The organism is Baaleninema sp. (assembly GCF_049974805.1).
Classification (GTDB): Bacteria; Cyanobacteriota; Cyanobacteriia; order Cyanobacteriales; family Geitlerinemataceae; genus Baaleninema.
In genome coordinates, this window is sequence record NZ_JBNGCO010000005.1 from 78,172 (window position 1) to 89,414 (window position 11,243).

12 protein-coding genes are annotated in these 11,243 nt (G+C 53.3%); 4 read left to right on the forward strand and 8 right to left on the reverse strand.

Going from position 1 to position 11,243, the window contains the following annotated elements:
• Positions 1 to 193 precede the first annotated feature (193 nt).
• From ACP5D4_RS02230 to ACP5D4_RS02245, 4 genes are all read right to left on the reverse strand, one after another.
• Entirely contained in the window at positions 194 to 580 is a 387-nt protein-coding gene (locus ACP5D4_RS02230; RefSeq protein ID WP_428009987.1) for a 6-pyruvoyl trahydropterin synthase family protein, read from the reverse strand.
• Between the two features lie 72 nt (positions 581 to 652).
• Positions 653 to 1,495, reverse strand: coding sequence for a sulfotransferase family protein (locus ACP5D4_RS02235; protein WP_428009988.1), 843 nt, complete (start codon positions 1,493 to 1,495; stop codon positions 653 to 655).
• A 143-nt stretch (positions 1,496 to 1,638) separates the two neighbouring features.
• Complete coding sequence (locus ACP5D4_RS02240) at positions 1,639 to 2,985, reverse strand: class I SAM-dependent methyltransferase (protein ID WP_428009989.1); 1,347 nt, start codon at positions 2,983 to 2,985, stop codon at positions 1,639 to 1,641.
• A 130-nt stretch (positions 2,986 to 3,115) separates the two neighbouring features.
• Positions 3,116 to 3,415, reverse strand: a complete 300-nt coding sequence (locus ACP5D4_RS02245; protein ID WP_428009990.1) for a 30S ribosomal protein PSRP-3 — start codon at positions 3,413 to 3,415, stop codon at positions 3,116 to 3,118.
• Positions 3,416 to 3,505: 90 nt separating this feature from the next.
• On the opposite strand from ACP5D4_RS02245, the gene ACP5D4_RS02250 reads away from it, so the two are divergent.
• Complete coding sequence (locus tag ACP5D4_RS02250; RefSeq protein ID WP_428009991.1) at positions 3,506 to 4,330, forward strand: TIGR01548 family HAD-type hydrolase; 825 nt, start codon at positions 3,506 to 3,508, stop codon at positions 4,328 to 4,330.
• 4 nt (positions 4,331 to 4,334) lie between these two features.
• On the opposite strand, the gene ACP5D4_RS02255 is transcribed toward ACP5D4_RS02250, so the two are convergent.
• From ACP5D4_RS02255 to ACP5D4_RS02265, 3 genes are read right to left on the reverse strand one after another with little or no spacing between them, the layout of a single operon-like run.
• Positions 4,335 to 4,754 (reverse strand): hypothetical protein, encoded by a 420-nt coding sequence (locus tag ACP5D4_RS02255; protein WP_428009992.1) that lies wholly within the window; start codon positions 4,752 to 4,754, stop codon positions 4,335 to 4,337.
• Positions 4,755 to 4,807: 53 nt separating this feature from the next.
• A complete protein-coding gene (locus ACP5D4_RS02260) occupies positions 4,808 to 5,800 on the reverse strand; it encodes a glycosyltransferase (RefSeq protein ID WP_428009993.1) in 993 nt (330 codons plus the stop codon).
• Between the two features lie 4 nt (positions 5,801 to 5,804).
• A complete protein-coding gene (locus tag ACP5D4_RS02265; protein WP_428009994.1) occupies positions 5,805 to 6,038 on the reverse strand; it encodes a hypothetical protein in 234 nt (77 codons plus the stop codon).
• 234 nt (positions 6,039 to 6,272) lie between these two features.
• Here ACP5D4_RS02265 and clpS point away from each other — a divergent pair, with 234 nt between their 5' ends.
• From clpS to trxB, 3 genes are all read left to right on the forward strand, one after another.
• On the forward strand, positions 6,273 to 6,554 hold the full coding sequence (clpS, locus tag ACP5D4_RS02270) for an ATP-dependent Clp protease adapter ClpS (protein WP_428009995.1): 282 nt from the start codon (positions 6,273 to 6,275) through the stop codon (positions 6,552 to 6,554).
• Positions 6,555 to 7,166: 612 nt separating this feature from the next.
• The gene (sigC, locus tag ACP5D4_RS02275) at positions 7,167 to 8,423 is read left to right on the forward strand and encodes an RNA polymerase sigma factor SigC (protein WP_428009996.1); all 1,257 of its coding nucleotides are present in this window, start codon (positions 7,167 to 7,169) and stop codon (positions 8,421 to 8,423) included.
• A 182-nt stretch (positions 8,424 to 8,605) separates the two neighbouring features.
• Positions 8,606 to 9,991, forward strand: coding sequence for a thioredoxin-disulfide reductase (gene trxB, locus ACP5D4_RS02280; protein ID WP_428009997.1), 1,386 nt, complete (start codon positions 8,606 to 8,608; stop codon positions 9,989 to 9,991).
• Positions 9,992 to 10,116: 125 nt separating this feature from the next.
• Here the strand turns inward: trxB and ACP5D4_RS02285 are convergent.
• Positions 10,117 to 11,243: Calx-beta domain-containing protein (locus ACP5D4_RS02285; RefSeq protein WP_428009998.1), on the reverse strand; the 1,127-nt coding region annotated here is incomplete at its 5' end.

Below are 11,243 nucleotides of genomic sequence, written 5' to 3' on the forward strand. Positions count from 1 at the left end.
ACAGACCCCTATTATCATATTTTTGATATTTTGTCAATAATTAAAACCCGTTAAAAAGTCGGGTTTTTGGAGATGCGGGAAAGGCAGAAATCCTGAATCCCGTTCTGGCGCTCTAGATCCCCGGCATCTCCAAGATGCCGGGGATCTGAAGACTTCAGAGGGATATTAAGAGGGAAACCGAGAGATTCCCCCATTAATCCTCGTATTCAACCCAAGAATTCGGCGTTTCGGACACAGCAACTTTTAAGTCAATCCCTTCAGGAACGCGGTTTTTGGTTTCGTTGTAAATATAGCGAGCGATTTCTTCGGCGGTCGTCGCGTATTCTTTCGGTAACAACTCGTTTAAAACTCCGTGATCTAAACCACCTTTCATCGAGTCCCGTTTCGCCCAACGCAAACTGCGGAAATCCGCCACCATCACGGGATGGGGGCAGTATTCTGACGGGTGAAGTTTCGTCGAACTGGCGGTGACGCGCACACGATAGGTGTGGCCGTGCAACCGTCCGCAGGGTCCGTCATAATCTTCGATGTAGTGGGCGCTATCGAAGGTGAATTCTGTTGTTAACGTCCATTTGGGCATGGTCGTATCCTATGGATCTTATTCCTATTTTGACGTGGATTCTCGAACAGGGATTTTGACAGAGTTCAAGCATTAAAAGAATGCGTCGCGGCGATATCCTCCTAACTCGAAAATCTCCGCACATTCCCGTTCGATATCGCGAATTTGCGGCGGCGAAAGCACCTGGCGGTAACGTCCGATGCTGTCGGCAGAGAGGCCTTTGCCGTAAAGTGGCGTAGACCACCAGGGGCGATAGCGTTCGGGGAGTCGATCGAAATCGAGACGGCTGCGTTTCCAGGTTTGGCGGGGGTCGAAATCCTTCAGCGACAACCCGGTAAAGGTTTCGAGTTGTTCGATCGCCGTTTGGGGATGGCGCACCAATCCCTCGTACCGAACGTAACGAGTCCGACTCCAAAACTCCGCATCTCGGCAACGTTGACAGGGGCGGTAATAGGCGTTGTAAAACTGCGCTAATCCCGTCATATCCGAGGTTTCCAGCATTCGCACTAAAGTCGGATTGTCTCCTTTATTTTTGAGTTTGTCTCCCACTTGTAGCAGAGAGGCGATCGCATCGCGAGGATCGCGCAGCAAAATCAGAAACTTCGCATCGGACACCAACTCGAACAAATCGGGGAAGTATTTCGTCAGTTCCGGAGATTTGAGAACCAGATGTTTGGCGTTAGCATAGCGGCGTGTAGTTTTCTCTAAAAACGCCGTCACCCAAGGACGGGAAAACGCGGCGTAATCCTGCAAATCGTCGAAATAGGTATCTCCTTCAACCTTCCACAGGTATTTTCCACGAGAGTACGTCGAAAGAACGTAAGCAAAATAGCTCGCTTCAGCGATAAACGGATTGGTTTCTGGCGCGTTGCAGAGAATTCCGTTTAACACCGTCGTTCCCGTTCTGGCTGCACCTCCGATGAAAAAGTAGGTCATTGTTTGGCAGCGTAGAGAATCGTAGGGTGCGTGACTTGAAACATCGGGTGTGAATCGTTAGACCGAGAAATCGTCACGCACCGACCCCCCATCACCCCGATCGCAACATCATCCCATCATCCCCTAATCCCCTCATTCCTTCATCACAACTGAACCGGTTCCGAGGATTCAGCCTCAGCCTCGCCAACGCGCTCCAACGTCAGCCAATGTAGGGAAATCGGCGGGTTGGACATGGCAAATACCTGTTGTCCCGCCGCCCACCGCAGATACCAGGAATCGAGTTTGGGGGCGTCTTCGGGACGGTGTTGGCGTTCGTATTCGAGAACTGGGGTTTCGTCGGTGGGAGTTAGGGGGATATCCGTTAAGATTTCCTCGAGTTGCGATCGAGTCACAATGGTAGAATTGGCAGCCCTCGCCGCTTCTAACACCCCGCGATCGAATTCCATGCCCTCGTCGGCTAAAAACAGGTTCAACAACAAGGTTCCGCCAGGAACGAGGGCGTTGGCGAGTTTGGAGAGTAAAGCTTTTAACGCATCGCTGTCGCGCAGGCGAGAAGCCACTTCGCTCACCACCGCCAAACGGTAATAATTCGGTTTCAGCGACACCAGAGGATCGAGAATATCCTCCGCCGCGACGGAAATCGCGAGGTTGTCCGACTCCGCCATATCTCGCAATTTCTGGGCGAAGGGCGTCGCTAACTCGAAGGCTTCCACCGTAAAGCCGCGACGCGCCAGGGGAAGGGCGTGTTGGGCAGTGCCGACGGTGGCGACGAGAGCGGTACTGTCTGAGGGATCGATCGATTCGCCGACATCGGAAACTTTCGTCAGAGACGGCAGTTTTGCCAAATAATCCGGCGTTTTGGCGAGGATATCTCGCGCTTGTTCCGAGAGCGATCGCGTCGCCACGGAGACTTTACAATTCAACCCAGTTTGCGGAGGCGTCCCCGTTCCGTACACCACCCGAATCCGCGATTGAGGGGAAAGCAGGAAACCTTTGTCCAACTCCCGCTGCAACATCTGGCGCAGGCGATCGATCTGTTCCTCGTTCAACGGATACGTCAACCCCGCAAACAAACTCGTTAACTGTTTCAAATAGGCATCGCACAACGCCGGAACGCAAGGTAAAATCAACTGTCCCTGCGCCAACAGGGCGTTAATCGGCGCTTCCGTTTTCACCACCTGCACGCCGTACACCAATCCCTGACGGGGAAACGATGCCGGTTCGTAACTCACGAGCAGTTGTGTCGGCGAGTCCTGTTGGGCGGCCCTTTCCAGGCTTTTGGCCAGGTTTTCGCACAGCGTCACCAGTTCCTTCGCCGAAAACGGTTTTCCCAAACCCGCGAACAGCCGTTCTAACCGTTTGGCGTAGGGTTCCACAGCCCCCTGCACTCCCGGTAAAGCCACTCGCCCTCGGGCGGACATATTAAAACTGATGGCATTGGCGATCGCCCGTTGTAACGTTGCTGAATTCGTCGCGGCGGAATTCGTCACAGTTTCCCCCTCTTTTCCCCTCTGATTTTCCCCTCTGACCAATTGAAAAACCCGCTTTCGACTCGAAAACGGGTCGCGACACGAAAGCCGCAGTAGCGATCTTATCGTGCGATGGCGGTTGGCGCGAGGGCTATTTGCTCCCCGTAAATCCGACTTCGGGAAATTTGGTTTGCGCCTCGGCCATGGATTTTTTCTTGCCTTCTTCTTGCCAGTAGTTGATGACCTCGGTGGCTTTGTTGAGCAGTTCCACGCGCTCGACTTCCGAAATCCAGTGCTTGGCTTCCATCTCGTTTTTGAGCTGTTCCCAAGCGTCGTTTCTCGGCCAGAAGAAATAGGTCGTCAAGGGGCTGGTGCCTTTTCCAACCACTTGGTCAACGGCAATGGCAACGTTGTCCTCTAACCAGAGGACTTTCAGCATGAATCGGGACAATATAGACCTCCCAATATGGTGTCAAAACTTTGCAAATTATCATTATACTGTGTTCTACGAACCAGCACCAACGCCGAACGAGGAATTGTCGTGATCGATCGCATTCGTCCCGAACCCACCGCCCCCGTCGCCATCGCTGTCTTCGACATTGACGGCGTGATTCGCGATGTGGGCGGCTCTTACCGTCGCGCTTTAGCCGATACCGTCGAACGCTTCACCGACGGGGCGTATCGTCCGACCCCCGAAGATATCGATCGACTCAAAGCCGAAGGCATTTGGAACAACGACTGGGAAGGCTCCCAGGAGTTGGTGTTGCGTTATTTCGAGTCCCAAGGAACGGATCGATCGCGCGTTTCGATCGATTTCGAGACGCTGGTGGACTTTTTCCAATCCCGCTATCGCGGCGAAGACGCGGAAAATCCGGACAATTGGACGGGTTACATTTGTCAAGAACCCCTTTTAGCAGACGTTCCCTATTTCGACCGCCTCACAAAGGCTCAAATTCTCTGGGGCTTCTTCAGCGGCGCCACGCGCGGCTCGGCCAGTTACATCCTACAACGACGCATCGGCTTAGCCGATCCGGTGTTAGTGGCCATGGAAGACGCCCCCGGAAAACCCGATCCGACGGGACTTTTCGCCACGGTGAAACAGTTAGAGGAACGGGCGGAAGTTTCGACACCACTCCCCGCCCTTTACGCTGGAGATACCGTCGCCGACTTGTACGCTGTGGCGAAAGCCGCCGAAGCAGATCCCTCTCGTTCTTGGATTGGCGTCGGCGTGTTACCGCCCCACGTACAAACCACCCCAGAACGTCAGGCGGAATACACGCAATTGTTAACGGAGGCGGGGGCGAAACTCGTCGTCAAGACGGTTCGCGAGTTAACTCCGGAACGAGTGCGGGATCTGCTTGGGTAGCGGATTAATACTGTTCGAGAACCCGATCGACTCTCACTAAACGATTGTGTTGCCAAACTTCCACTTCGTAGGGGGTGACGAGATAGGTCGTCGATTCCGATCCGTCTAAACAATAACTGTTTCCGTCGAGGGGGCGAACGTTGCTGAAGCGGATTTCTTCGTCCCCTGCTTTCGATCGCGCCAAACCCACCAGTTCGCCATCGTTGCGCTGGCAAATATTAATATAAACGTCTTCGGTTTCAAAAGCGGCAACTTCGCGATCGCACTCTCGCCAGCTTTGAACCCGTTCTTCTGAAGTTTCCTCGAGGGTGGTAGTCGCCACCGCCGGACTGACGAGGACAGTTCCACCCCACAACATCAATACCATCGAAAACAACCCAACACGCATCGCGAGTTCCCAATTTCCCAGATCGTCTTTTTTCATCGTGATCTGGAAAACGGGGCGATCGCATCCCTCTCGTGACAATTTCTAGGCTGTCAAGTTTCCGCTGGAGGCGGCGAATCCTCCAACCATTCGATTTTTCTGGCAATTTCAGGAAGTTTAGCGTCTTGCTGGCCGCGCGATCGCGCCTGTCCGGTATACCATCCAATCGGAGAAGCCCACATCTCCACCATCGTCCCCTTTCCCAAAATCCACTTCGCCATCGAAACCGGGAACTCCTTCACCATCCACCGCAGAATTTGACGAGTCGCCTCTTCAAGGGATTTCTCCGGCTGCAAATCGACGCCGTGCAACTCATGTAAGTAGCGGTTAGACTGTCCGTATCGCCGCCATTGTTTATAGAGTTCTTCTAAAGTCGCCCGATGGCGGTGTCGGACGACAGCGGTTTCGGCGAATTCCAGTTTCCAATCGGTTTGACGCAGAATCCGCCAGCACATATCCGCATCTCCCCCCGTCGTCAGATAGGGACGAAACAAGCCCACTTTCACGAAGGCTTCCCGACGAACCGCTAAATTCGCCGTTTGTCCGTAGGGACAAAAGGGATGTTCCAGGGTGTAGGTTTGCGAGAGGACTTTATATCGTTCGGCGTAGCGTTCGAGAAAAGTTTTCGGGGCGAGGGCTTGAATTTCACCCGCCACCAATCCCACCTCGGGATTTTGAAAGGGTTTGACGAGGTTTTCCAGCCAAGTGGACTCGGGGCGACAATCGGCGTCGGTAAACGCCAACAGGTCGTGACGGGCGGCGCGAATTCCCGTGTTGCGGGCGGCGTAGGAACTTTGAATCTCGGTTTCAGAGAGCGGATGCAGGGGAAAATCAGCCCCTTGGGCGACGTCTTTGAGGAGATCGAGGGTTCGATCGCTGCTGTTATTATCCACCAGCAGATATTCAACCTTTTCTCGAGGGTAAGTTTGCCCTTTTAAACAGGAAATTAAATCCGGTACGTCCGCCTCGCCGTTATAAATTGGGACGACGACGGAGACCGGATAAAACGCAGATTCGGTTGAATTTGAAGGAAACTTGTTTATCACCAGGTTAACGCCATAGCGCGTCGCGACGACGCTGTTGTTCGATGTAAAACCGCTCTAACAACATCAGAGCGGTGACGATTCCGACTTGAACCGGCCAGGGAGCGGCGGCAAACCCCAAAATTAAACTGATTAAAGCTGTTCCACCTGCTAGGATACAGTAGATGTCCTCAGAGGTTTGGCGGAACCACCAGATCGAGCTACCTGCGATCGCGAGTGCGACAACGTAGACGGGTACCATATCGATTACCTCTGACTGAATTCGAGCGTGCTGTTAACTTGACGCTGTCCCGAGAAAATCTCGGTTCGTTCCTACACACAGACGAATGAAAACGTCTCTTCTGTTGTATTCTAACATCCACAACTTGGCAGTTATGTATCCGCGATCGCTTTCATCTAAAAAGTTAATATATCTCTGCCTTTAAACCCATTCTAAAATAAAGAACTGTAAACCGTCTATTCAGGAGATCCAATCGTGTCTGTTGAAACCATCGAAAAACGTTCGACCGTTCGCAAACACGCCCCCCGTTATCGGGTTTTGCTGCATAACGACGATTTCAACACGATGGAGTACGTCGTGCAAACTCTGATAAAGACGGTTCCGAGCATCACGCAACCCCAAGCCGTCAGCATCATGATGGAAGCTCACACCAACGGAATGGCGCTCGTCATCACCTGCGCTCAGGAACATGCTGAGTTCTACTGCGAAACGCTTCGACGTCACGGTTTGAGCAGCTCGATCGAACCTGACGATTAGACTTTTCCTGGGATCGTGAGATGATGAGATAATGGGATGATGAGATAATGAGATAACCAGATAGTCCAAAAGGTTTTCTTTTGGGTAGGGAACCGGGAACGGGAAACAATCAAGACAGTTAATTGGCAGAGTTGACAGTTTCTCCCATCATCTCAGCTCTTCAGCTCTTCAGCTCGTCATCTCATCATCATCTCACCTCCTCATCCCTCCCTTTCGCTTCACCCCCCCACGAGACTGTCTGTTGTCTGGAATACAACTTTTCAGAAACTTTAATATTCTTTAATTTTAGTGAAGAAAATTTAAATTTTTGCCGATTGATTGGGAATCTGGGCAAAAAGTGATGAAGATTAGCGTGGTGGTTTGACGCAAATCACTTTGTAAAGTTTAGGAACTCCCTATACTAATTTTAGTCCGTAAAAACCTATGGATTTCGGCAATTGAATACCTGTTTGCCTCAAAGCTTTTACAGGCAATTGTCAGTTCGTTCACTGGGGGCCGTCACCGCGCCAGCATCGATCGAAGGTTTCGACTCGGTACGAAAAAGGTGCAGCAGACGTAACGGAAATCACATCCACTGACCCCTGTTTACCTGGAGGGATTGAGACGAGTATTATGCCAGGAACGACTTCTTACACCCAATCTGATTACGACGATCGTTTTGTAACGGACGAATTAGACGCACTGGCGGCCGATACCGAAGCCAAGGCAGACGAGGACAACCTCGATCGCGCCTCGGGCATGGAAGTCGAATATGCTGATGCTGACGAATTCGTTCGCACCAGTCGCACCACCACGGATTTAGTCCGTCTGTACTTGCAAGAAATCGGGAAAGTCAATCTTCTCGGTCGCGACGAAGAAGTCTCTGAAGCGCAGAAAGTTCAACGCTACGTGAATTTATTGGAGGTGCGCCAACAAGCCGCCGATCGCGGCGACGAACTCATGCAACGCTGCGTCCGTTTGGTTCGCACCCGCGATCGACTCACCTCACAACTCGGTCATCGTCCGTCCCTCGAACGGTGGGCTAAAGAGGCGGAGATCGAGGTGTCGAAACTCAAACCCACCCTCTCAGCCGGAAAACGCCGTTGGGCGAAACTGGCGGAACTGTCCCTCGAAGAACTCGAACAGGTTCAAGCTGAAGGGATTCGCGCCAAAGCGCACATGATTAAAGCCAATTTGCGCTTGGTCGTCTCCGTTGCCAAAAAATATCAAAAACGGGGTTTGGAACTCCTCGATTTGATTCAAGAAGGTACCATCGGCTTGGAACGGGCGGTGGAAAAATTCGATCCCACTCGAGGCTATCGTTTCAGTACCTACGCCTATTGGTGGATTCGTCAAGGGATTACGCGAGCGATCGCCACCCAAAGCCGCACGATTCGCCTTCCGGTTCACATCACGGAAAAACTCAACAAAATTAAAAAAGCACAGCGTCAGTTCGCTCAAGACAACGGACGCACCCCCACCATCGACGACATCACCAAAGAACTCGACATGACTTCCGAGCAAATTCGCGAAGTCATGTTGCGCGTTCCGCGATCGATCTCCCTCGATGCGAAAGTCGGCAAAGAAAAAGACACCGAACTCGGCGAACTCCTCGAAACCGACGACGCCTCCCCCGAAGATTTACTCATGCGCGAGTCCCTGCAACGGGAACTCCACCAGCTTCTGGCAGATCTCAGCAGCCGCGAACGGGACGTGATTCGCCTGCGCTTCGGTTTGGGCGGCGAAACCCCCTACTCCCTCGCTGAAATCGGCCGCGCCCTCGAACTCTCTCGCGAGCGCGTTCGTCAAATTGAAGCCAAAGCTCTGCAAAAACTGCGTCAGCCCAAACGCCGAAACCGCGTGCGGGATTTCCTCGAATCCCTCAGCTAAGCTCCTTGAGCTTGTTACTCGAAGCGACTCGACTCGAGGAATTTCAGATGAATTTCAGACGAGTCCGCCAAGGGGAGCAACCGTTCGGTTGCTCCCCTTGGCGTTTGCGCTTCCTTTTTTGCGAAAATTGTGAGTATACTAGATCCATCTAGTCATAGTCATTATGATTTTATATACGAGCCATGAGTAACACCGTCGTTGAAAACTTAGTCATTATCGGTTCGGGGCCGGCCGGATACACCGCCGCCATCTACGCCGCTCGCGCCAACCTCAAACCCGTGGTTTTCGAGGGCTACCAAATGGGGGGGATTCCCGGCGGTCAGTTAATGACCACCACCGAAGTCGAGAACTACCCCGGATTTCCCGACGGCATCACCGGCCCCCAACTGATGGACCGCATGAAAGCCCAAGCGGTGCGCTGGGGGGCCGAACTCTACACCGAGGACGTTACCGAAGTCGATCTCAGCCAGCGTCCCTTTACCGTGCGTTCCGACGAACGGGAAATCAAAACCCACAGCATCGTCATCGCCACTGGCGCCACCGCCAAACGGCTCGACCTTCCCCACGAAAAAGACTTCTGGAACACGGGAATTTCCGCCTGTGCTATCTGCGACGGCGCAGCACCTCAATTTAGAAATGTGGAACTGGCGGTTATCGGCGGAGGCGACACGGCCGCAGAAGAAGCCGTTTTCTTGACCAAATACGGCACTCACGTCCATATGCTGGTTCGCCGCGACGTAATGCGGGCCAGCAAAACCCTGCAAGATCGGGTGTTGGAACATCCGAAAATTACGGTTCACTGGAACACGCAAGCCACGGACGTTTACGGCGAAAACGGCAAACTCCAGGGGTTGAATATCGTCAACACCCAAACGGGCGAAGAAGGGAAACTTCCGGTGCAAGGGTTGTTTTATGCGATCGGTCACACGCCGAACACGCAAATTTTCCAAGGTCAAATCGACCTCGACGAGGTGGGCTACGTTAACACCCGCAACGGTTCGGTGGAAACCAGCGTTGAAGGGGTGTACGCCGTGGGAGACGTACAAGACCACGAATTCCGCCAAGCGATTACCGCCGCCGGAAGCGGATGTATGGGGGCGATGTTAGCCGAGCGTTGGTTGTCGGAAAAAGGGTTGGCGACGGAGTTCCATCACGAAGGCCAGGGCGCCCCTCCAGAACATACGGAAGCCAAACCCGAGGCGGATTCGGAAGAAACCTTCGATCCCAGTCAAACGCGGCATCGCGGTAGTTATGCGTTGCGTAAGCTGTATCACGAGAGCGATCGCCCCGTCATCGTCAAGTACGTTTCGCCCACCTGCGGACCGTGCCATATGCTCAAACCGATTTTCGATCGCGTTATTGACGAGTTTGTCGATCGCATTCATTTCGTGGAAATCGACATCGTAGACGACCCGGAAATCGCCCAAGCGGCGGGCGTCATCGGAACGCCGACGGTACAAATTTTTAAAGACAAAGACAAAGTGGCCGAACTCAAAGGCGTCAAACAGAAGAGCGAATACCGTCAAGCTATTTCCGACAGCTTAGAACAAGCGGCTTCGGTCTCGTAAGCTCAATTTCAACCTGAACCCCCGTAACGGCGTTTCAGGTCAAGAAACCCGGTTTGGCGTTTTGAATTCGCGCTTCGTTCGCGAAATTTCGTTAAAAAACCGGGTTTCGACGTCAGTCGTAGAAGTTAAACCCAACCCACGGCAGAAGTATCGACGACAGTACGAAGATCTGGCGAAATTTCTAAGGTGTAGTCGAAGGGCGAGCCGCCAGAACCGACCTGCGTCATAGCTGTCCCGTCCGGATTGCGGGGACTGAAGAAAGATTGGGCGCTGACGATGAGGTTTCCGCTGCTGTTGGTCGTAACGTCTGTAATCGTCAGAGTGTTACTATTGCCGTTGCTCAACTGCGCCGAAAGGTACGCTGCACTTTGTAACTCCCCTGTGGCTAAGTCAATTTGACCGATAACGGAAACCTTGGCGCCGCCACCAGCCCCGTAATTCTTCAACCAGTTTTGAGTGGCGTCACCGCTGGCTCGCCGCCAGTCTTCGCTAACAGAACCTTGAGTGCCGTCGGTACTGAAGACGGCGTAGAGGTTGCTGCCGTTCCAGAACAAGCCGTACCCGCGGCCATCTGCGCCAGTGCTTTCGTAGTCCGTGCGTATCCAGTTGTTACTGGGGTTGCTGCTGTCGAAACTGGCGATGATGGGGTTTTGATTGTTACTGCTGGCTTGGTGCGTGCCGATGTAAAGGGTTTGGGTGCCGACGGTCAAACGTTGGGCGCTGGTGGCGGCGATGCTGGCTTCGTCGTCGCTGGGGGTAAACTTCACAACGGTACTGTCGATCGCGGCGGGTAAACTACCCGTTGACGGTGTAGGCACGTTATCGTCGTCTTCGATGGTGACGGTTACTTCATCGGAACTGTCGAGAATGCCGCCGTCGATGTTGGTTAGGGTAACTTTAAAGGTTTCGTCTCCTTCGTCGTCGCTGTCGTTGGTGAGGGGAATCGTGACGGTTTTGCGGACTTCGCCGAGGTTAAAGGTGACGCTGCCGGAGGTGCTGGTGTAGTCGCTTCCGGCTTGGGCAGATCCGTCGCGGGTACTGTACTCTACGGTGGTGGTGGCGATGGCGTCGGAGCGTTCGAGGGTCAGACTTACGGTTCCGTCGTCTTCTCGCACGATGTATTGAGAGCCGATGAAACCGACTCGCAGGTTGGAGGTGTCGAAGAGGGAATTGTTACCGCTTCCGGAACTGGGGTCGCTGGGGTCGCTGGGGTCGCTGGGGTCGCTGGGGTCGCTGGGGTCGCTGGGGTCGC

Coding starts and splice junctions, on each gene's coding strand:
- ACP5D4_RS02230 (WP_428009987.1), bottom strand. CDS start 580: ATGCCCAAATGGACGTTAACAACAGAATTCACCTTCGATAGCGCCCAC.
- ACP5D4_RS02235 (WP_428009988.1), bottom strand. CDS start 1,495: ATGACCTACTTTTTCATCGGAGGTGCAGCCAGAACGGGAACGACGGTG.
- ACP5D4_RS02255 (WP_428009992.1), bottom strand. CDS start 4,754: ATGAAAAAAGACGATCTGGGAAATTGGGAACTCGCGATGCGTGTTGGG.
- ACP5D4_RS02265 (WP_428009994.1), bottom strand. CDS start 6,038: ATGGTACCCGTCTACGTTGTCGCACTCGCGATCGCAGGTAGCTCGATC.
- sigC (WP_428009996.1), top strand. CDS start 7,167: ATGCCAGGAACGACTTCTTACACCCAATCTGATTACGACGATCGTTTT.
- trxB (WP_428009997.1), top strand. CDS start 8,606: ATGAGTAACACCGTCGTTGAAAACTTAGTCATTATCGGTTCGGGGCCG.